The following is a 20251-nucleotide window of genomic DNA, read 5'->3' on the forward strand; positions in this document are numbered from 1 at the left end:
TACCCGTCCCGACTGCCTCCATGTCCCTCCTGGGGGAGGGTTACCGTGGGGGCATGGGCGGCGGCGTGGTGACGCTGTTCCTGTGCGGCGATGTGATGCTCGGGCGCGGCGTCGACCAGATCCTTGCGCATCCCGGCAGCCCGGAGCTGCGGGAGGGCTACGTCGAGGACGCCCGTTCCTATGTGCGGCTGGCGGAGTCGGTCAACGGGCCGATCCCCGCCCCCGTCGATCCCTCCTGGCCGTGGGGCGAGGCGTTGCGGTTGCTGGAGGAGGCCGCCCCGGACGTCCGGATCGTGAACCTGGAGACGTCCGTCACGCGCAGCAATGCCTTCGCGCCCGACAAGGGGATCCACTACCGGATGCACCCGGCCAACCTGCCCGCCCTCACGGTGGCCCGGCCCGACGTCTGTGTCCTGGCCAACAACCACGTGCTGGACTTCGGCCGCCCGGGCCTGGAGGAGACGCTCGACTCACTGGCCCGCGCGGGTCTGCGGACGGCGGGGGCGGGACGGAGCCCCGCCGAGGCCTACGCGCCCGCCGCGGTGCCCGTCCCGGCCGGCGGCCGGGTGCTCGTGTTCGCCCTCGGGGCGCGATCCGGTGGCATACCGCCGGAGTGGACGGCGACGCCCAGCACGGCCGGTGTCGCCTACCTTCCCGAGCTGTCGGCGGACACGGCCGCCGCCGTGGTCCGTCATGTGCGGCGGGAGAAGCGCCCGGGCGACCTCGCGGTCGTGTCCGTGCACTGGGGTTCCAACTGGGGCTACCTCGCCCCCCGCGATCAGATCCGCTTCGCCCGCGCCCTGGTGGACGGCGGCGTCGACGTCGTCCACGGCCACTCCTCGCACCATCCCCGCCGTCTCGAGGTGTACCGCGAGCGGCTCGTCCTGCACGGCTGCGGCGACTTCATCGACGACTACGAGGGGATCTCCGGCTACGAGGAGTACCGCGACGACCTCCGGATCGCCTACCTCGTCACGGTGGCGGCGGACACGGGCCGACTGGCCGGTCTGCGCATGCTGCCCCTCAGGGCCCGGCGCATGCGGCTGGAGCCCGCGCCGGACGCGGACCGCGCCTGGCTGCGCACCACTCTCGACCGGATCAGCGACGGCGTCCGCATCACCATCGAGGTGGACGGCACCCTCGCTCTGGCGCACCCCGCCACCGCACACCGGACGCGGAGCGGCCCGTGACCCGGTGGCTGCGGCTGACGCTGCTCGGCGTGGGGGCGATGAACTCGCCGCGGTTCGCGCCCGCCGGTCTGCTGCTGCGCTGCGCCGGTCACCGCGTGGCCTTCGACGGCGGCCCCGGGGCCGAACCCCCGCCCGGGCGGCTCGACGCCTGGCTGGTCACCGACGAGCAGGCCGAGCTGGGGTCGGCGCTGCGCCGGAGCGCGGCCGGGCGTGACGTCGGGATACGGGCCGGTGATCTGGAGCTGGGGGAGGTGCGGGTGGGCTGTCGTCCGGTGGCGCACACCTCGCATCCCGCGTACGGCTACCGCATCGAGGCGGGCGCACGCGTGGTCGTCTGGGCACCGGAGTTCTGGGAGTTTCCCGCGTGGGCGGCGGGGGCGGACCTGATGTTCGCCGAGGCCGCCGGCTGGGACCGGCCGATACGGTTCCGGGGCGGCGTCGGCGGCCACGCGAGCGTCCGCGCCATCGCGGAGGAGGCCGTCCGGCACGGTGTGGAGCGACTGATCTACGCGCACATCGGACGGCCCGGCCTGCGGGCCCTCGACGCGGGGCTGCGGCCGGCGGTGGGTGAGTGGGGCGTCGAGGGACGCACCTACTCGTTGCGCTGCTGACGGCCGCGGGGACGCCCATGGAGTCGATGCCCGGGCCCACGGACGGCCAGGAGTGCGCCCCGCCGGTCCATGGGTACAGTCGGCGACGATCACGCACACCAGGGGACGACACGAGGAGGCCGGGCACCATGGCCGTCGACGAGCTCGACACCCGCATCCTGCGTCTGCTGCTGGAGCAGCCGCGCACAAGCGTGCGGGAGTACGCCCGCATCCTCGGCGTCGCCCGCGGCACCCTCCAGGCCCGCCTCGACCGGCTGGAGCGCGACGGCGTGATCACCGGCACGGGCCCGGACCTCTCCCCCGCCGCGCTCGGCCACCCGGTGCTCGCGTTCGTGCACATCGAGGTCACCCAGGGCCACCTCGACGACGTGGGCGACGCGCTGGCCGCCGTACCGGAGATCGTCGAGGCGTTCTCGATCACCGGTGGCGGCGATCTCCTCACCCGGGTCGTGGCGCGCGACAACGCCCATCTGGAGGACGTGATCCAGAAGCTGATCAGTCTCCCCGGTGTGGTCCGCACCCGCACCGAGGTCGCCCTGCGCGAGCGTGTGCCGTACCGCCTGCTGCCGTTGGTGGAGTCGATCGGGCGCACAGCCGGAACCTGAGCGGCCCGTCCGACGGACGCTCAGCTGTCAATCCCGTCAGCACCGTTGACGCCCTCCCGTCACCCCTCTACCGTCTGGTCGATCATCCGCACACTGTCCGTGATTTCGAACAGTACGGAACGCCACGTGGACCCGCATGTGAACCCGGAGGAGCAGCACATGGCACCGCCCCTCAGCAGACGGACCCTTCTCCAGAGCGCGATACTCGCCGCCGCCGTCCCCGGGATCGGCGGCGGGGTGGTCGCCGCGGCCTCGGCGGTCACGCTCCCGCCCCCGGCCGCCTGGACGCTTCGGCCCTTCCCCCTCGACACCGTCAAGCTGGGCTCCGGCATCTTCGCCGGCAAGCGCCAGCTGATGCTCGACCATGCCCGTGGTTACGACGTGAACCGGCTGCTCCAGGTCTTCCGCGCCAACGCCGGCCTCGCCACCGGCGGCGCCGTCGCCCCCGGCGGCTGGGAGGGCTTGGACGGCGAGGCCAACGGCAACCTCCGCGGCCACTACACCGGTCACTTCCTGACCATGCTGTCGCAGGCGTACGCGAGCACCGGAGAGCAAGCGTACGCCGACAAGATCCGGACCATGGTCGGTGCCCTGACCGAGGTGCGCGAGGCCCTGCGCAGCGACCCGCGTATGCTCGCCGTCACCGGGAAGTGGGGCGGCGCGCACGAGAACGTCCGGGGCTCGTACCAGTACGTCGACCTCCCGGCCGCCGTACTCGGCGGGGCGGCGGCGATCACCCTGTCGGTCTGGGTGAAGCCCACCCACAACGCCAACTGGCAGCGCGCCTTCGACTTCGGCAACAACACCACCCGGTACATGTACCTGGCCACCCGCAACGCGAACGGTGTGCCCCGGTTCGCCATCACCACCAACGGGCCGGGCGGGGAGCAGGCGCTCAACGGCACGGCCGCGCTGCCGCTGAACCAGTGGAGCCACCTGGCGGTGACCATCTCGGGCAGCACGGGCACCCTCTACGTCAACGGCACCGCCGTCGCCCAGAACACCTCGATGACGCTCAACCCGTCCGTCCTGGGCACCCTGACGAACAACTGGCTGGGCCGCTCCAACTTCTCCGGCGACCCGGTGTTCGCGGGCGCCTTCGACGAGTTCAACGTCTGGTCACGGGCCCTGACCGCGGCCGAGATCACCTCACTGCAGACCAACGAGGCCAAGAACTCCTCCGCGGGGCTCGGCAACCTCGCGTCGTACTACTTCTTCGCCACCACCGGCGGCACCTTCGCCGACGCCTCCGGCCGCGGGCTCACCGCCACCCTGCGCCGCACCTGGGGCGGGCCGAGCCACCCCGGGTTCCTGGCCGCCTACCCGGAGACGCAGTTCATCGAACTGGAGTCGATGACCAGCGGTGACTACACGAGGGTGTGGGCGCCGTATTACACCGCGCACAAGATCCTCAAGGGCCTGCTGGACGCCCACCTCGCCACGGACGACGCCCGGGCGCTCGACCTCGCGTCCGGCATGTGCGACTGGATGTACTCCCGGCTGTCCAAGCTGCCCGACGCCACCCTGCAGCGGATGTGGGGCATCTTCTCCAGTGGCGAGTTCGGCGGCATCGTCGAGACGATCGTCGATCTGCACTCGATCACCGGCAAGGCCGAACACCTCGCGCTGGCCAAGCTGTTCGACCTCGACAAGCTCATCGACGCCTGCACCGCGAACACCGACATCCTCGACGGCCTGCACGCCAACCAGCACATCCCGATCTTCACCGGTTACGTCCGGCTGTACGACGCGACGGGCGAGAGCCGCTACCTCACCGCCGCCAAGAACTTCTGGGGCATGGTCATCCCGCAGCGCATGTACGGCATCGGCGGTACGAGCACGGCGGAGTTCTGGAAGGCCCGCGGGGTCATCGCCGGCACCATCAGCGACACCAACGCCGAGACCTGCTGCGCGTACAACCTGCTCAAGCTGAGCCGGATGCTGTTCTTCCACGACCAGGATCCGAAGTACATGGACTACTACGAGCGGGGTCTGTACAACCAGGTCCTCGGTTCCAAGCAGGACAAGGCCGACGCGGAGAAGCCGCTCGTCACGTACTTCATCGGCCTGAAGCCCGGGCACGTGCGCGACTACACCCCCAAGCAGGGCACGACCTGCTGCGAGGGCACCGGCATGGAGAGCGCCACCAAGTACCAGGACTCGGTGTACTTCAAGAAGGCGGACAACTCCGCCCTGTACGTCAACCTGTACAGCCCCTCCACGCTGACCTGGTCCGAGAAGGGCGTCACCGTCACGCAGACCACGGACTACCCGAGGGAACAGGGCACCACGCTCACCTTCAGCGGGAGCAGGGCCGCCTTCGAGCTGAAGCTGCGCGTGCCGTCGTGGGCGGCCGGCGGCTTCAAGGTGACCGTCAACGGCAGTGCGGTCAGCGGCACTCCGGCCGCGGGCAGTTACTTCACCGTGTCCCGGACCTGGCAGAGCGGCGACACGGTGCGCGTCACCATCCCCTTCCGGCTGCGGGTCGAGAAGGCCCTCGACGACCCGTCCCTGCAGACCCTGTTCTACGGCCCCGTCAACCTGGTCGGCCGCAGCACGAGCACCAGCTACCTCCCGGTCGGCCTGTACGCCAACGCGGCGCTCTCCGGCGACCTGCTGCCCACGCTGACGCCCGTGTCCGGCAAGCCCCTCCACTACACGCTGGGCGGCACCGAGTTCGCCCCCTTCTTCGAGGGCACCGAGGATCCGACCCACGCCTACGTGCAGCGTGCCGAGCCCAGGGTCGTCTTCGGGAACACCGACTCAGGTGTCGTCAACCCGGCCAGGTCCGACGGCACGACCCTCTTGGACGAGATCTGGGCCGCGGCGCCGTTCGCGGACAAGAGCGCGCTGGTGACCCGGGTGCGCAGCGTGGTGAACGCCTGGGTGGCCGCCGGGCTGCTGGGGCAGGCGGACGGGGAGAAGGTGGTGAGCACGGCGCAGGGCGCGACGTTCGTGCCGTAGACGTTCGTACCGTAGACGTTCGTACCGTAGACGTTCGTACTGTGGCCGGAGGTCTACGACCGGCGGCGCGGCTTGCCCGTGCCCCGCCTGGCGCCACCGCCCTTGGCGCCACCGCTCTTGGGACCGTCGGTCCGGCCCCGGGCGGCGCCGCCGGTCGTCCTGCCCGCCGCCGGCTTGCGGGGCTCCCGCTTCCTGTCGGCCTTCGGCTGGGGCTGCTGCTGGGTGCGGCCCCGCGTGCTGTTGACGGTGCGGCCGCGGACGATGCCGATGAAGTCCTCGACCAGGTCGGTGGTCGCGTCCTCGGGCCAGGACAGGGCGACGCCGGACTGGGGGGCGTCCACGACCGTGCGGTAGGTGAGGTCCCGGCGGTGGTGCAGCCGGGCCAGCGACTGCGGCACGACCAGGACGCCGATGTTCGCCGCGACCAGTTCGATCGCGTCCGCCGTCGTCGCGGGGCGTTCGAAGGCGGGCTCGCCGGGCGGCTGCTCCCAGCCGAGGACGTCGTCGAGGGGGTGGATGACCACCTCGTCGGCGAGATCGTCCAGGGTGATCTCCTCGGCGGCGGTGATCAGATGGTCCTTCGGGACCACGACGACGGTCGTCTCCGTGTAGAGGGGGATCGCGCTGAAGACCGTACGGTCGACCGGGAGCCGTACGAAGCCCGCGTCGGCGGCGCGGTCGCGCAGGACGTCGGAGGCCTCGGCGGCGGTCACCTGGAGGAGGGTGAGGGGGACGTCGGGCAGGCGCTCCTCCCAGATCCGCACCCACTTGGCGGGCGTCACTCCGGGGACGTACGCGAGCCGGAACGAGGGGGAATCCGCCGAGTCGGTCATCCCGCCAGGTTACCGGCTGTGGTCGGAGGTCTCGTTCCCGGCCGATAGTCTGGACGGCATGAAGTCGCACCAGAGCACCCAGACGATGAAGCCCGCGACCGCGGCGAAGAAGCTGGGTGTGTACCTCCCCGCCACCCCCGCCGAGTTCCAGGAGGGTGTCGTCTCGCGCGCCGAGCTGAACGAGCTCCAGGCGAACCCGCCCGCGTGGCTGCGCGAGCTGCGGCAGAACGGCCCGCACCCCCGTCCGGTGGTCGCCGCGAAGCTCGGGGTGTCCATCGCGGGCCTGGCACGGGGCGGTGTCACGGAGGCGCTGACCACCGAGCAGATCGAGGCCCTCAAGGACGAGCAGCCCGAGTGGCTGGAGAAGGAGCGCGCCACCCAGGCGGAGGTCCGCAAGGAGGCGGCCCGCATCAAGAAGCAGCACGCCGAGCGGGCGGAGAAGGCCGAGCGCGCTCAGTGACCTGAGTCGGAGATCGTCGGCGGTAAGCGGCGACTTTGTCGAGGATCTCGTCGGCGGTCTCCGTCCAGATGAAGCGCCTTGGGTTGTGGTTCCAGTCGGCGAGCCAGGACAGGTCAAGTACCTCGCCACCCCTCTTTCCGTCTGGCCGAACGAGGACACTGTGCGGAGCATCCCTGGCGTCGACTGGTATGCGCTTGTCGTCTACGAAGCGTTCGCCGTGACGGGCGTCCTGGTTCCCGTCCGACCTGACAAGGATGTTCGGGGAGGCGGTCTTCGACCGGGCGCTGGCTGGCTCGCAGTGGTTGCGCAAGCGCCTGGCAGAGGGTGAGAACGGACGGCCGAGGCGGGCAGCCGAGTGGGGTAAGGCTGCGCTGGCGTGGGCGGACCTCCCTATGTGCTGAGCCGTGACCGAGAGCGGCGCGGCCGCCGAGACCCTGGAGCGGGACCCGGCGCAGGCGCTGGGGTCGGCGGCCCCGTCGGTGGTCGTACTCCCGGCCGTACTGCGGATGTTCGCGCCGACGCATCGGGACCCGGAATGGGGGTAGCCTGCTCGCGCGAGCCGTCGCGCCGGAGGGAGCGGGTGTGTCCGTCCGCTATTACCTGTACGTCAGTGACGCCAAGGTCGACATGATGCTGGCGCAGATCGATCCGGCGTACGCGCGCAAGCGCGTCACCGAGTTCAGCGTCGGCCTGACGATGGCGGGCGCGAAGCGCACCGTCGAGGCCACCGGCCCCGACCGCATCACGCGTCTGGAGCGCGTGCTGCGTCACCTGGAGGACCACGCCGACCTCGGCACCGTGGACGAGCCGGGGCAGTATGTGCACGGTGTGCTGCCCATGCAGTGGAGCGTGATCGGCGACGGAGACACGGTCTACTTCGGCGGCCGCACCGAACGGACCGTCGTCGGGCTGGGCGGATCGGCGGGCCATGTGCTGGGCACCGTCGCGGGCGAGCCGCCGCCGCAGACCCGGCTGAGCGCCTCCGTGCCGCCCGTCCTGCTCGACCGGCTCGCCGCGCCGGCCCAGCGGGACGGCATCGGCGACCCCGACGCTCTGGCCACGGTCATGCAGGCCAACGGAGTGCTGCGCGGTCCCGCGCAGACCGTGGAGTTCGTGGCCAAGCGGATGCTGTACGGGCCCTGCCCGTATCCGGAGTTGCAGCGCGGCGGCGACACGGCGGTGCTGCTCGGCAGCCCCCTGTACGTCGCGCTCGTGGACTGAACGGCAACTGCATCGGACCCAATGGGGGGTGGGCGCCGTGCGGCGCACCGGTCAGAGCACGGCCGCGCTGGTCCAGGCGGTGTCCGACGTCATCCTGAAACTGGGCCTGCACCCGCTGATGTTGCACCTCGACGCGACCGGTGCGCGGATCACGGCGGCCATGGGCAGGGAGGCCCTCGTGACCCGCAGCCGTGGCCCGTACAGCCCGGACAATCTGCCGCCCGAAGCCGTCAGCACGATCGAGCAGGTGGCGCTGCGCTGGATGCTGCAACCGGAGCGCCCCCAGTTCACGATCGAGGGCGGCGGCCGGTGGCCCGCCCTGCTGATGACGCTGCCCGACAGCCGCGTCCACGTGTGCTACGTCGTGCCGGAGGACGCCCCGCCGGTCTACCAGCCCGATCCGAACAACGCCACGCTGAGCGGCGACATCCTGTCGATGCTCCGCTACCTGGCCGGCTCCCTCCGTCTGGCCGCCGCAACACTGCGCCGCGAACCCCCCGTGTCCTTGACGCTCGACTACCCGGACGACCCGAGGTATGAGGAGTACATCGCCCGACGCACGGGGGACGACGTCGACCTGATCCCGCCCGTCCTCGCCGCCTTCGAACTCGACCGCAGCCGCTGCTCCCGCAAGCAGCGGGCCGCCCACGACGACGCGCTGCGCACACTCGCCTACGACGACCAGCCTGTGGAACCGCTGGGCCGCACCGGCTTCACCACCCGGATCGGCTGGGCCCGCCTCCAGGACAGCGGCACCTGAGAGCTACCCCACCTCTCGCAGCGTCGCCGCCAGCTCCTCCGCCGAGCGGACCGCGATCCTCGGGGTGTCGACCAGCGCCTCGTCGACGACCCGCGCCACCCGGGGCGGGACCGACGGATCGCGGTCCCGGATCGGTACCACCGGCTCGCGCAGCACGATCGCCACGGGGTCCCGGTCCGGCGGGAAGTCGCGCGGTGTCGCCCCGGTCAGCAGCCAGTACAGACAGGCCGCTGTCGCCCACACGTCCACCTCGGGGCCGGCGTACTTGAAGTCGATCAGCTGCGCACGGGGTGTGAACGGGAGCGTGCCGCCCATCGCGCCTGTCCTGGTGTGCCCGGAGAGTCCGGCGAGCTCGAACGCCTTGGCCAGCCCGAAGTCCGCGAGTCTGACCGGCTGCCGCCCGTCGGCTCCCGGCGCGGCGAGCAGGATGTTGGCGGGCTTCACATCGCGGTGCACCAGGCCGCGGGCCGCGACGGTCGTGCCGTCCGCCCGCCGCATCGCGGGCAGCGGCGCCCGGTGGGCGTGGCCGAGCGCGGACAGCACCTGGTGCACGACCGGCAGCGCCTCGCCGGGCGGCACGCGGCCGTCGTGCAGGGCGGCCAGCCGTTCGAGGGTGCCACCGGGGCAGTACTCGTAGGCGAAGAAGAACCGGTCGTGCCGGTCGCCGCTGTCACGGACCTGGACGATGTTCGGGTGGCGCAGGGCCCGGATGCCGTCCAGCTCCCGGCGGAAGGCGAAGCGTGCGCTCTCGTCGACCGTTCCCCTGACCAGGATCTGCTTCAGCGCGACGAGTTCACCGCTCTCCCGGTGCCGGGCCAGGTGGACGACACTCTGGGAGCCCCGGCCGAGCTCGCGGAGGATGTCGTAACCGTCGTGGTCGTCGTCGCCGTCCTGTCGGTCGTGGTCGTCGTCCCGCCTCTGGGCCCGTTCCCCGGATGCCGTGATCCGCAGCCGCACGTCCCCGATGCGGATCTCATCCCCGGGGGAGACCTGGTACTCGGTGAGGCGGCCCAGCCGGCTGCCGTTGACGTAGGTGCCGTAGCTGCTGCCCAGGTCGCGCAGGAGGACGCGGGGCGGGTCGATGTCCAGGCGGCAATGACGTCGGGAGACACTGCGGTGCCGGCCGTCGATGCGGATGGCGCACCCGTCCGAACGCCCCACCTCGCAGGTGGCCCGCTCGCGGTAGACGTACGACGTCTCCTCCCTGCCCGCGATCACGAGGACGGTCACCTGCGCGGTCACCGGGCCTCCGCGGTGCCGTCGTCCGCCGTGAAGTCGTAGTCCCAGTCCAGCTCCCACAGGCGGATCGCGGGGCGCCGGTCGGTCGTCACCGCGTTGCGGCCGTCGGCGGTGAAGGCGACCGACATGATGTCCGTGGGGTGCGGTTCCAGCGTGTGCACGCAGGTTCCCGTTCGGACGTCCCACAGGCGCGGCGTATCGTCTTCGATGTTGGTCGACAGCACGTACCGGCCGTCGGGACTCAGGTCGAACATTCCGCTGAACACCGGCAGTTCGCAGAGCGTGCGGCCGGTGTCGGTCTCCCAGACCTCGACCGTGCCCATCCCGCAGGTCGCGGCGATGCGGGCGTCCGCGCTCAGGGCCAGGGTTTCGTGGTAATACGTCGGTCTCGCGCACACCCGCCGCCTGGTCCGTACGTCCCACACCGACACATCCCGTCCGGTGTTGACGAAGAGGCGGCGGCCGTCCGCCGCGAACCTCAGGGCGACAGGGGTGTCGTCGACGGGGAAGTGGAGCAGCGGGGCTCCGGTGGCCGTCCGCCACAGCCTGCCCGTGCGGTCCTCACCGCCGGCCGACGCGACGTACTTCCCGTCGTCGCTCAGCCGCACCTCCTGCACCCACCCGTCGTGCCCCAGCATCGTACGGAGCAGGGAGGGCGCTCTGGACCCCCGCCCCAGGTCCCACAGGCACAGCGCGCCGTCGTCGGTCCCGACCAGTGCCCGCTGCCCGGCGCGGTCGACGGAGACGCATTTGACCAGGCCGCAGTCCCCGTACAGCTCCCCACGCCGGCTGCCGGACGCCAGGTCCCAGACGTGGGCGGTCCCGTCCCAGTCGGCGCTCACGGCGAGGCGTCCCTCGTCGGCGAGCAGGACCGTGTGGGGCTTGCCCGCCCGCTCGGGGAAGCGGTGCAGTGCCTGCCCCGTCTGCAGGTTCCACACCCGTACGAATCCGTCGATGCCGCCGGTGACCATCAGTTCTCCGTCGGGGCTCAACGCGAGGGTGACGCGCTGGGTGAAGGTGAAGGTGCCGCCGCGCATGTCGTAGCGGCGCCACAGGCCCAGCAGCCCGGTCCGTCGGGCCCTGGCCCGGCGGCCCAACTCGGACCACATCCTCCGTAGGTCGGGATGACGTTCGTAGCCCGGCACGGCTCGGGCGACCCGCACCTGTGCGGCGGCCTGGGCCGTCCTGCCCTGCTCGGCCAGTTCCTCCGCCCGCTCGACCAGGCGCCGCACCCGTGACTCGGCGTCGTCGAGGGCGGTCGCACGGCGTGGCCGGGCGTAGCTCCAACCGGCGCGGAAGCCGGGCTGCGGCAGGTGGTAGACCTGAACGCCGGAGTATTCCTCGCCCAGAACCGCGATACGGCCGTCCCCGCTGAGCGCCATGCGCCGCGGCCGCACGTGCATGAGGTCTTCGGGCTTCTCGGGGTCCGCCTGCCGGGTGCTGATCGTGCTCAGGCACCGGCCCGAATCCGTCTCCCACACCCTCAGCGGCCGGTGGACGCCTTCCTTGGGCGCCGAGACGGCGATTCGGGCGTCTGCGCTCACCGCGACCATCAGGTGGGAGTCGAACTCGCTGGGAACGGTGCGGTGAGTCCGGTCGTTCCGCGTCTCCCAGATGTGCATCTCGTGCAACAGGCTGTTCGCGAGCAGGGCGTAGGTGCCGTCCGGGCTCAGCGCCACCACGTCGATGCCGGTGAGGTGCCCGTCCCTGGATCTCACCAACTGGTGCCGGGGGCGGCCCCGGCCGACGTCCCAGACGACGACGCTCGCGCCGCGCGAAGTGGCGGTCACGACGAGACCGGTGTCCGCGGTGACCGCGGCGGCGTGGACGGCGGCGGGCTCGTAGCGGACCCCCGGCTCCATCCGTCCGGTGAACGGGTTTCCCTTCGCGTACGCCGTGGGCGGATGGGTGAGGTCCCGCAGCAGCCGTCCGGTGCGCGCGTCCCACACCAGGATCCGCCCGTCCTCGCAGGCCACCACCGCGGTGCCCGAGTCGTTCAGCGCGAGCGCGGTGACGGCCGACGGAGGAGCGGTGAGGACGCGCGGCAGGTCGCGGCGGACCAGGTCCCAGACCTCGACGGGCTCCCGGCCGCGTGCGACCAGCGCGGTGGTGCCGTCCGCGGAGACGGCCGTGCCGGTGACGGGAGCCGCGGTGGGGGTCAGTTCGTACCGCAGGCGCTGCCGGGCGGGCGCCCACACCAGCACTCGCCCCTCACTGTCCCCGGTGACCGCCACCTCCCCTTCGGCGTCCACGGCGACGGCGGTCACCGCAGCGCGGTGACCCGTCAGCCGGGCCGGTTCGGGCTGCCGAACCCGGCGCGCCAACTCAGCGCGTGCGGACCGGACTTCGGGGAGATCGGGCGCCGAGGCCAACAGCTCGCGGGCCGTGTCGTCGGCGCCGCGCTCCACGTGGACGAGCCCGAGCAGATGGTCCTCCTGCCAGCGCTCGCCCTCCAGACGGCGGGCCGTCTCCAGCTCCGCCACGACCTGCTCGTCGGAGAGCACGCCGTGCCGCCAGCGGTACACGGCCCAGTTGTAGACAGTGGACGGATGGTGCGGGTCGATGTCCATGGCCCTGCTCCACAACTGCTCCGCCTCGTCCGCGCGGTCCAGGTCGAGCAGCGACAGCGCCTGGTTGGACAGACCGTCGGCGAGCAGCCGCGCGCCCTGCGGCGGCCTACGGGGATACGGCGTGCCCACGACGTCCGCGTAGACGTCCGCCACCGCGGCGGCCACCTCGTCGAGCCGTTGCGGACGCTTCGCCGGGTCGGTCTCGAAGCACCGCCACAGCAACTCCGCCAGCGCCGGCGGCATCGGGCACGCCTGCGGCAGCCGGCCCTCCAGGAAGGCGGCGAACAGCTCCGGCGCCAGCTGCCCGTGCCGCCAGTGCCTGTCGCCGGCGAACATCTCCAGCACACACAGTGCCCATGACCAGACATCGGTCGCGCGGGTGAGCCCGATCCGCGCACCGACCGCCGCGTGCGCCTGCTCCGGGGAGCAGTACTCGGGCGTCAGCCCTCCGTAACTCGCCCCGGGCGCACCGAGGTCGAGCGCGCGGGCGATCCCGAAGTCGGTGACCTTGGCCGTCCAGCCGTCGTCGACGTCGACCATGACGTTGGCGGCTTTGACGTCCTGGTGGATCAGGCCCTCCTGGTGCGCGTGGTGAATGCCCCAGGCCATCTGCACCGCCAGGTCCAGGAGGCGGGCACAGGGACCGTCACCGCCGCTGTCGCCGTCGGGGTTCTGGCTCAGGTTCTGTGGAGTGGTCACGGCGAGTGAGCGAGCCGCTGCCGAATCGGATGCGCTCGGAGCTGGGATGAAGTGAGCGCCAGAGCCCGGTTGTCCTGTCCGGCAGCCATGTGGTCGAGCCATCGTTCATACCAGGCGAGAAAGTCCGGGGCTGAGGAGACGTTCGGGCCCCAGAAGCCGTCTGCGTTGCCGATGAGCATGCGCCCGGTGAGAGGGCCGGTTATGCCTATGAGGACGAGATCGTTGCAGCCGCGTTCGATGACGTGCAGGAACAGGTCACCACGGCGGGTGGGGCGATAGGCCCGGCTGAATCCTCTTGAGCCCGTGCTGGCGTCTCTGGAGTTCATCGTGAAGAGCGTGCAGTCCTCCAACGGGATCAGTCCGTAGTACGGAGACGCACCACTGCCACCCATGTTGGTGAGGAAGTCTCGGTAGGGCTGCGGGAGTTCCACGTCATGCTCGGCCTGAAAGGCATCTGCCTGACCTTTGGTGAGGCGGGGGCCGAGACGAAATTCGTGCCGCTCCTCCCCAAAGGAGTGGCTTCGGTTGGGCGCGTAGGGGATGCGTGCCAGCTTGCGTCGCAACCGCGGGATGCGGGAGTCCATGCGAGCTCTTCTCTCGTGTCGCCCGCAATCTATCGCACGGCACCAGAGCTCATCCTGCGAGCAGGACTCGCTTCCTCAGCAGCTGGAAGCCGGCCCGGCCGAACATCTGGCGCTTGAGCATCTTGATCCGGTTGACGTGCCCTTCGACGACGCCAGAACTCCACGGCAGAGTGAGGCCGGCGATGACGGCGTCGCGGTCGCGGTCGATGCCCGCGGCGAGGGTGTGGAGGCTGGGCAGGTCGTCCTGCCGGACGGCGTCGAGCCAGTCGGGCAGGCGCTCGCCCTGGCGCTCGGTGAGCATGGTCGCGAAGGAGCGGACGTGCCCGGTGAGGGCGTCGAGTTCGGAGCAGTGCGTCCGGACAGCCTTGAGCTGGAGTTGCTCGGTCTCGGTGAGGGTGTCCGGACGGCGGAGGATCCATCCGGCGACGGTCCGGGGCGAGGGCGGCCGGGCGGTCACCGGCTGCGGTGAGGTGCGCTTGTCGTGCAGGTAGGCGCGAACGCGCTGGTAGCTGCCCTTGTAGCCGAGTGGCACGATCTCCTCCCACAGCTTCCAGGCCTTGGTGCAGCCCTCGCTCCAGCGGTCGTCCAGATATGGCTTGTAGTCGTCGAGGACGGAGGGCCGGTTCTGCCACTGACCGGTGAACAGCTCTTCCGGCGTCGCGGCGTCGGCGAACTGCTTGACGGTGCGATAGGTCATCCCGAGCTGCCGCTGGACCGAGCGCCGGCTGTGTCCCGCCATCAGCAGTGCGTGGACGGCGGCATGCCGGGCCCGGGTCCGGTCGGCGAATCGGTGCCCGCGCGGCCAAGGAGAACCGGACGAGTCCGCAGCCAGAACAGCCTTGGGTTCAGGTCCGGATTCGGGGACCGTGGGGACCAGAGCGCGGAGGCAGCGACGGTGCTGGGCGACGCTCCGCTCGGTGGCCTCGCTGAGGTTGTGCCAGAGATGCCACCGGTCCGCGACCTGGATGGCCTGCGGTGCACCGGCGGTGGCGCCCTCGGCGAAGAACGGCGCCCGGTCCCTGCACACGACCTCGACGCCGGGCCGATCGGCGAGCCAGGCCGCCAGGCTCGATGCCTCCCGGTCGGGCAGCAGGTCGACAGGGCGGCGGGTTTCGACGTCGACGAGAACGGTGCCGTAGTAGCGGCCCTTGCGGGTGGCGTACTCGTCAACGCCGACCACACGCGGGGCGGGCACTTCCGGCTCGGGAAGGGCGTCGACCAGGCGCAGGACGGTGCTCCGGCTGACGCAGACCCCGAGCGCGGAGCTCAGGCGGGCGCCGGCACGGCCCGCCAGGGCGAGACCGACCGCAGCCAGCGTCGCGCGCAGCCGCTCGGTCCGCTGACCGTGCCGACGGGTCAGGCCGGGTATCTGCTCGACGAAGGTGCGGCGGGTGCACCCCGAGTTCCCGCAGGCGAACCGGCGGACCCTCAGCTGAAGAACAACGCTTCGTCCGGCGCTGGGCACATCAGCGGGAAACCGCAGGTACGAACCATGAACCCGGTTCGACCAGACCCCGCACGCCGGGCAAGCGGCACCGTTCGCAGTGCATTCCGCGTCGACCCGCACTATCGCGATGCTCACGTCCACCGACAGCACCGCAACGTCCGCGATCGACGGGAACAACAGCTCCTTCAACCGGAGCACGATCTCTTCCACGGCCCCGAACTGTCATCCCCACCGCCTTGACCACGGCTCATTTTCGGGCGACTTCACCTACTGCCCGGAGAAGCTCAGCCGTCACTCAGGGTGGCCGCGTCACAGAACCTGAGCCAGAACCGCCGTCGGTGTACAGCCGTCCGTCCCGTACGAGGTCGGCCAGCGAGCCGCCGTCGACCCACTCGGCGAACACGCACGGGTGGTCGTCCACACGGCGGACGTAGACGCAGTTGACGACGTTCGGATGGGGTCCGAGGCCGACCCAGGTCCCCGCCTCTCGCTCGAACCGGGCGCGCCGGTCGACCGTGTCCGTCCGCTCGGGCTTGGGCACCTTGACCGCGAGATCAACGTTCCAGTCGCGGTGCAGGACCCGGTACACCAGACCCATGCCGCCGCTCTCGATGACGTCGAGCACCTCGTACAGGCCGAGAAGCAGTGCCCCCCGCCGCCAGCCCACCTGCCTCATGGGACCAACGTGACGTGAGGAGGGGCTTCGGCGCAATCAGTGGAACCAGAACAGGATCGTGTCGAGAGTCATCCCGAGTTTGCGCGCGTCGTGCCACTCCTCCCCTCGTACAGCATCAGCTCGGCGAACTGACGGGCCGTCTCCCGGTATTCGGGGGCGAGAAGGTGTGGTCCGGCCTCGAGGACGCCGGCGAGCGCGGTCGCGGGGCAGGCGGGCTCGCTGACCTCGCCACGAAGCCGCGTCTGTCCACGGCGTCGAGGCGGCCGGTGACGGAGGCCAGGTCGAGGTCCTGGGCGAACGCGTAGTGGGCGGCGCTGCCGCCGCGGCGGCAAGCTGACGGCCGCGGACAGCTCCCGCCCCGGGCCCCGCACGAACACGCCATTGAGACCCTGGCCCTGACCCTGCCGTCTCACCCGCGCCGCGGCGTGAGGATGCTCAGGGCGTTGGCCAGGACGACGGCGGCGATCGCCGTCCAGTCGACCAGGCCGAGGCCCTGCCCGAGCCCGATCCAGCCGACCAGCGCGGCGAGCACCGGGTTGACGCTCATGAACAGGCCGAACGCCGCCGGGGGCACGTGCCGCAGGGTGAACAGGTCGGCGAGGTAGGGCACGGCAGAGGCCAGGACACCGGCGGCGACGGCGTAGCCGAGGGCCGGTGCTGTCGGCGGACTCCGGAGCACGAGGACGACGCCGACCGGCAGGAACAGCAGGGCGGAGACGGCGGCCGCGGCCGCCGACCCCTGTGCACCGGGCACGCGCCGCCCGACGGTCCGGTTGAGCAGGATGTACGACGCCCAGCAGGCCGCGGCCAGCAGACCGAGACCCATCCCGACGTAGTCGGTGGAGGGCTGCGGGCGCATCAGCGTCACCGCGCCCGCCGCGGCGATCACCGCACAACAGGCGTCGACACGGCGGCGCGCGGCGGCCAGGGCGATGGTCAGCGGGCCGAGGAACTCCAGGGTCACCGCGAGCCCGAGGCCGATGCGGTCGATCGCGGTGTACAGGGACAGGTTCATCGTCCCGAACACCAGCGCCAGCAGCAGGATCGGCCCCCACTGGTGCCGGGTGAGCGCCCGTAGACGGGGGCGGCCGACGGCCAGCAGGACGAGCGCGGCGACGTACTGGCGTACCGCCACGACCCCCGTCGGGCCGAGCACGGGGAAGGCGAGGGTGCCGATCGCGGCGCCGGTCTGGTTGGACAGACCGCTGCCGACCATGGTGGCCACCCCGGCGAGCCGCCGCGGGGCGGGCGACGCCGAGGACGCGGGCGATGCCGAGGACGCGGACGGGACCGAGGCGGAGGGCGCTCCTGCGGCTGGGGATACGGCGGGCATGGTGGGATCGTCCTGCGAACCCGCCGTTGCGCAAAATGCATGCGCCGCGCGATCTATACGATGACGTCATGGATGGCCGGACGGATGTGGAGCTGCGGCAGCTGCGCTGTCTTGTGGCGATCCTCGACGAGGGCGGTTTCACCGATGCGGCGGCGGTGCTCGGCGTCTCCCAGGCAGCCGTCTCCCGTACCCTCGCCTCACTCGAACGTGCCCTGGGCGTCAGGCTGTTGAGACGCACCTCGCGGGTGGTGACGCCGACCGCGACCGGGTTGCGCGTGGCGGCGCACGCGCGGCGGGTCCTCGGCGAGGTGGACTCGCTGGTGCGGGAGGTCGCCTCGGGCCACACCCGGCTGCGGATCGGCTACGCCTGGTCGGCGCTCGGCCGTCACACCCTCGCCTTCCAGCGTCAGTGGGCGGCACAGCACTCGGAGACGGATCTCCAGCTGGTGCGCGTCAACTCACCCAGCGCGGGACTGGCGGAGGGCGCCTGCGACATGGCGGTCGTCCGCAGGCCGTTGGACGACCGGCGGTTCGACTCGGCCCTCGTGGGTCTGGAGCGGCGGCTGTGCGCCCTGGCCGCCGATGATCCGCTGGCCCGGCGCCGCTCGGTGCGGCTCGCCGACCTCAGCGGACGGACGCTGCTGATCGACCGGCGGACCGGCACCACCACCCCGGAGCTGTGGCCGCCGGACGCGCGGCCGGCCACGGAGGAGACCCATGACGTCGACGACTGGCTCACCGTGATCGCCACCGGCCGCGGTGTCGGCATGACCGCCGAGGCGACCGCCTACCAGTACCCGCGGCCGGGGGTCGTCTACCGGCCGGTCCGCGACGCCGAACCGGTCGCCGTCCGGCTGGTGTGGTGGCGCGACGATCCGCATCCGGCGACCCAGGCGGTGATGGAGCTGCTCACAGGGCTGTACCGTGCACAGTGAGTCCCCCGGGAGTCGCCCGGGGGCCGTCGGGATGACTACGATCCGGTCAGGTTCACCGACGTGGGTGTTTCGAGGTTGCTGGGGGTTGGGATGGTTGCTGGTCGTGTGGTGCGCTTCGACAGCCAGCGTGGTTACGGGTTCATCGCGCCCGACGACGGCGGCGAGGACGTCTTCCTGCATGTGAACGACATGCTGATGCCCGAGTCGCAGGTGCGGCGGGGTGTCGTCGTGGAGTTCGAGATCGAGGACGGCGAGCGCGGCCCGAAGGCGTCCGGGGTGCGGCTCGCGCGGGGCGCGGACGGCAAGCCGCTGGCGGCCGACGACGACGTCCTGTGCGACGTGCTCAGCACGGAGGAGTTCACCCGGGACGTCACCGAGGCCCTGCTGACGGCGGCGCCCTCGCTGACCGCCGAGCAGATCCTCCAGGTCCGCTCCGGGCTGGCGCAGTTCGCGAAGAACCACGGCTGGGTCGAGGGCTGACGGGAGCGGCCGGGGCGCACCGTGTCCGAAGGAGGCGGTGCGCCCCGGCCGTCCGCAGGTTCTCGTCCCGTACGACGGACGTGGACGAGGCACTGATGCCCGGGCAGCGTTCCCGGCCGGTCAGCGGCCGACCGTGAGGGGAGCCGGGCGGTAGGGCACATAGGCCGCCCCGTCGAGACCGAGGCCGGTCGCCGCCTGCTGAAGGGCGGCCGGGGACGCGACCCCGTCCCAGCGGCCCGTCTCCACCCGGTGTTCGAGCGCGTGCAGCGCGGCGACGGTCTCCGCAGTGGTGAAGGTGCAGTGGCCCACCCGTTCCACGTACGCCTGGCGCAGCAGCGCGCCGTCGCCGGCCGCGCGCACCCGGTCACCGAAGCGGCGCTCCTGCTCGACCGGCACCAGGTTGTCGGCGACGGTGTGCACGTTCAGCAGGGGTACGGCGAGCCCCTGACCGGCGGACGAGGTGCGCTGGGCGGTGCGGACGGCGGCCGGGTCGGCGGTGATCGTGGCGCCCGCGGTGAGCTTGGCGAGGTCGGCACGGAGATCCAGACCGGCCGCCCGGTACAGGGCGTGGACCTGCGGGGCGTGGCGGGAGCCCGCCAGCAGGCGGGCGTAGTCGACACCCCGGTTCCAGGAGTTGTTGCCGCCGACCGACTGCTCGACCTGGTAGCGGCCGAACTCGACGAACCCGAGGATGCCCTGCGCGAACCACGCGTACTGCTGCTCCTGTTGCTCCGCCCAGTCGGTCGGCGCGGGCGCGGTCTCGCCGGGGGCCCAGGCGGGCAGGTTGAGGAAGGCGGCGGCCAGAGCGATGCGGGCGCGGCCCTCGGGGGTGGCCTGGGCGGCGGTGACGGCCGCGGTGAGCCGGTCGGCGGTGGCGGCGGCCTCGGCGGCGGTGTCGAAGCGGACGAGTTCCGGCTGCTCCTGCCCCTCGGGGAGGAGCAGCCGGGCGATGGTGTACTCCGCGTCGAGCTGGTAGTTGTCCAGGTCGGTGGCTCCCGCGACCAGGCCGCACAGGCCGAGGGCGCCGTCGATGCGGCCGGCGCCGTCGCGGGCGAGCTGGGCGTTGACGAGTCCGCCCATCGACTGGCCGACGCCGAGGACGCGCCGGGGCTCGCCGATCCGGGCGGTGACCGCGTCGATCGTCGCGAACTGGTCGCGCTCCGCGCTCTCCAGGGCCCACCAGGAGCCGTTCGGGTCGTAGGAGGATCCGGCCAACGCGTAGCCCTGGGCGAGGAGTTCGGTGCGGACGGCCGCCGAGGGGGCGTTCTGGGCGACGGTGGGGCCGAAGCCGTGGCTGTAGACCAGCAGGGTGCCGTTCCAGTCGCCGGGGACGTCGGCGATCCAGGTGGCGCCGTCGGCGAGGGTGCCGGTGAGACGGGTCGTGGCCTCTGTGTCCGCCTGTGCGGCGGGGGCCGTGAGGGTGAGGGACACGGCCAGCGCCAGGGCGGCGAGAACGGTCCGGGGGCGAGTGCGGGCGCGCATGTCGGCGGCTCCTGTCAGTGGGGAAGGTGGAGCGGGAAACGTACGGATCCTGTGCGCTGACGGCAGGGAATCTAGGGCGGATTTCTGACCGCCGTCAATGCAGTGCGCAACATCAGCACCTCGGCAAGGGCGGATTCCGGAACGCCGCAGGGCGATTCGAGG

Annotated in this window: 18 protein-coding genes; 10 read left to right on the top strand and 8 right to left on the bottom strand. The window is 71.7% G+C overall.

Annotated elements, in window-relative coordinates:
• The first annotated feature begins 53 nt into the window (after positions 1 to 53).
• The 4 genes from IE263_RS29900 to IE263_RS29915 all read left to right on the top strand — a co-directional run bounded on the left by IE263_RS29900 (position 54) and on the right by IE263_RS29915 (position 5370).
• Positions 54 to 1190, top strand: a complete 1137-nt coding sequence (locus IE263_RS29900) for a CapA family protein (protein WP_189940956.1) — start codon at positions 54 to 56, stop codon at positions 1188 to 1190.
• A complete protein-coding gene (locus tag IE263_RS29905; RefSeq protein ID WP_189940957.1) occupies positions 1187 to 1801 on the top strand; it encodes an MBL fold metallo-hydrolase in 615 nt (204 codons plus the stop codon). Before IE263_RS29900 ends, IE263_RS29905 begins: the two co-directional genes overlap by 4 nt.
• Positions 1802 to 1929: 128 nt before the next feature.
• A complete protein-coding gene (locus IE263_RS29910) occupies positions 1930 to 2406 on the top strand; it encodes an Lrp/AsnC family transcriptional regulator (RefSeq protein ID WP_189940958.1) in 477 nt (158 codons plus the stop codon).
• Between the two features lie 159 nt (positions 2407 to 2565).
• On the top strand, positions 2566 to 5370 hold the full coding sequence (locus IE263_RS29915) for a beta-L-arabinofuranosidase domain-containing protein (RefSeq protein WP_189940959.1): 2805 nt from the start codon (positions 2566 to 2568) through the stop codon (positions 5368 to 5370).
• A 53-nt stretch (positions 5371 to 5423) separates the two neighbouring features.
• Here the strand turns inward: IE263_RS29915 and IE263_RS29920 are convergent, their stop codons facing one another.
• The gene (locus IE263_RS29920; RefSeq protein WP_189940960.1) at positions 5424 to 6203 is read right to left on the bottom strand and encodes a LysR family substrate-binding domain-containing protein; all 780 of its coding nucleotides are present in this window, start codon (positions 6201 to 6203) and stop codon (positions 5424 to 5426) included.
• A 58-nt stretch (positions 6204 to 6261) separates the two neighbouring features.
• Here IE263_RS29920 and IE263_RS29925 point away from each other — a divergent pair, with 58 nt between their 5' ends.
• The 4 genes from IE263_RS29925 to IE263_RS29940 all read left to right on the top strand — a co-directional run bounded on the left by IE263_RS29925 (position 6262) and on the right by IE263_RS29940 (position 8644).
• Positions 6262 to 6663: a DUF5997 family protein gene (locus IE263_RS29925; RefSeq protein WP_189940961.1), complete on the top strand. Its 402-nt coding sequence runs from the start codon at positions 6262 to 6264 to the stop codon at positions 6661 to 6663.
• A gap of 404 nt (positions 6664 to 7067) precedes the next feature.
• Positions 7068 to 7208 (top strand): hypothetical protein, encoded by a 141-nt coding sequence (locus IE263_RS29930; RefSeq protein WP_189941157.1) that lies wholly within the window; start codon positions 7068 to 7070, stop codon positions 7206 to 7208.
• 37 nt (positions 7209 to 7245) lie between these two features.
• Entirely contained in the window at positions 7246 to 7884 is a 639-nt protein-coding gene (locus tag IE263_RS29935; protein ID WP_189940962.1) for a DUF7019 family protein, read from the top strand.
• 37 nt (positions 7885 to 7921) lie between these two features.
• Entirely contained in the window at positions 7922 to 8644 is a 723-nt protein-coding gene (locus tag IE263_RS29940; RefSeq protein ID WP_189940963.1) for a hypothetical protein, read from the top strand.
• Between the two features lie 3 nt (positions 8645 to 8647).
• On the opposite strand, the gene IE263_RS29945 is transcribed toward IE263_RS29940, so the two are convergent.
• The 6 genes from IE263_RS29945 to IE263_RS29970 all read right to left on the bottom strand — a co-directional run bounded on the left by IE263_RS29945 (position 8648) and on the right by IE263_RS29970 (position 17075).
• Complete coding sequence (locus tag IE263_RS29945) at positions 8648 to 9886, bottom strand: protein kinase domain-containing protein (RefSeq protein ID WP_229911238.1); 1239 nt, start codon at positions 9884 to 9886, stop codon at positions 8648 to 8650.
• Complete coding sequence (locus tag IE263_RS29950) at positions 9883 to 13152, bottom strand: protein kinase (RefSeq protein ID WP_189940964.1); 3270 nt, start codon at positions 13150 to 13152, stop codon at positions 9883 to 9885. Before IE263_RS29950 ends, IE263_RS29945 begins: the two co-directional genes overlap by 4 nt.
• Complete coding sequence (locus IE263_RS29955; RefSeq protein WP_189940965.1) at positions 13149 to 13736, bottom strand: SMI1/KNR4 family protein; 588 nt, start codon at positions 13734 to 13736, stop codon at positions 13149 to 13151. The genes IE263_RS29950 and IE263_RS29955 overlap by 4 nt, the downstream gene beginning before the upstream one ends.
• A gap of 49 nt (positions 13737 to 13785) precedes the next feature.
• Complete coding sequence (locus IE263_RS29960; protein WP_229911239.1) at positions 13786 to 15393, bottom strand: ISL3 family transposase; 1608 nt, start codon at positions 15391 to 15393, stop codon at positions 13786 to 13788.
• Positions 15394 to 15478: 85 nt separating this feature from the next.
• On the bottom strand, positions 15479 to 15859 hold the full coding sequence (locus IE263_RS29965) for a protein kinase domain-containing protein (protein WP_189940966.1): 381 nt from the start codon (positions 15857 to 15859) through the stop codon (positions 15479 to 15481).
• Between the two features lie 409 nt (positions 15860 to 16268).
• Positions 16269 to 17075 (bottom strand): EamA family transporter, encoded by an 807-nt coding sequence (locus IE263_RS29970; RefSeq protein ID WP_373312123.1) that lies wholly within the window; start codon positions 17073 to 17075, stop codon positions 16269 to 16271.
• Positions 17076 to 17260: 185 nt separating this feature from the next.
• Here IE263_RS29970 and IE263_RS29975 point away from each other — a divergent pair, with 185 nt between their 5' ends.
• Both IE263_RS29975 and IE263_RS29980 read left to right on the top strand, forming a co-directional pair.
• The gene (locus IE263_RS29975; RefSeq protein WP_189940967.1) at positions 17261 to 18127 is read left to right on the top strand and encodes a LysR family transcriptional regulator; all 867 of its coding nucleotides are present in this window, start codon (positions 17261 to 17263) and stop codon (positions 18125 to 18127) included.
• Between the two features lie 90 nt (positions 18128 to 18217).
• Complete coding sequence (locus IE263_RS29980; protein ID WP_189940968.1) at positions 18218 to 18607, top strand: cold-shock protein; 390 nt, start codon at positions 18218 to 18220, stop codon at positions 18605 to 18607.
• Between the two features lie 120 nt (positions 18608 to 18727).
• Here IE263_RS29980 and IE263_RS29985 read toward each other — a convergent pair whose 3' ends face one another.
• Complete coding sequence (locus IE263_RS29985) at positions 18728 to 20089, bottom strand: alpha/beta fold hydrolase (protein ID WP_189940969.1); 1362 nt, start codon at positions 20087 to 20089, stop codon at positions 18728 to 18730.
• Between the last annotated feature and the right edge of the window lie 162 nt (positions 20090 to 20251).

Origin of the sequence: Streptomyces aurantiogriseus (assembly GCF_014649375.1) — a bacterium.
In the GTDB taxonomy this organism is placed as follows: domain Bacteria; phylum Actinomycetota; class Actinomycetes; order Streptomycetales; family Streptomycetaceae; genus Streptomyces; species Streptomyces aurantiogriseus.

Excerpts from the sequence above, each read along its gene's own strand:
- IE263_RS29980 (WP_189940968.1), top strand. The coding sequence starts at position 18,218 with ATGGTTGCTGGTCGTGTGGTGCGCTTCGACAGCCAGCGTGGTTACGGG.
- IE263_RS29985 (WP_189940969.1), bottom strand. The coding sequence starts at position 20,089 with ATGCGCGCCCGCACTCGCCCCCGGACCGTTCTCGCCGCCCTGGCGCTG.
- IE263_RS29920 (WP_189940960.1), bottom strand. The coding sequence starts at position 6,203 with ATGACCGACTCGGCGGATTCCCCCTCGTTCCGGCTCGCGTACGTCCCC.
- IE263_RS29975 (WP_189940967.1), top strand. The coding sequence starts at position 17,261 with ATGGATGGCCGGACGGATGTGGAGCTGCGGCAGCTGCGCTGTCTTGTG.
- IE263_RS29925 (WP_189940961.1), top strand. The coding sequence starts at position 6,262 with ATGAAGTCGCACCAGAGCACCCAGACGATGAAGCCCGCGACCGCGGCG.
- IE263_RS29915 (WP_189940959.1), top strand. The coding sequence starts at position 2,566 with ATGGCACCGCCCCTCAGCAGACGGACCCTTCTCCAGAGCGCGATACTC.
- IE263_RS29955 (WP_189940965.1), bottom strand. The coding sequence starts at position 13,736 with ATGGACTCCCGCATCCCGCGGTTGCGACGCAAGCTGGCACGCATCCCC.
- IE263_RS29965 (WP_189940966.1), bottom strand. The coding sequence starts at position 15,859 with ATGAGGCAGGTGGGCTGGCGGCGGGGGGCACTGCTTCTCGGCCTGTAC.
- IE263_RS29970 (WP_373312123.1), bottom strand. The coding sequence starts at position 17,075 with ATGGTCGGCAGCGGTCTGTCCAACCAGACCGGCGCCGCGATCGGCACC.
- IE263_RS29900 (WP_189940956.1), top strand. The coding sequence starts at position 54 with ATGGGCGGCGGCGTGGTGACGCTGTTCCTGTGCGGCGATGTGATGCTC.
- IE263_RS29910 (WP_189940958.1), top strand. The coding sequence starts at position 1,930 with ATGGCCGTCGACGAGCTCGACACCCGCATCCTGCGTCTGCTGCTGGAG.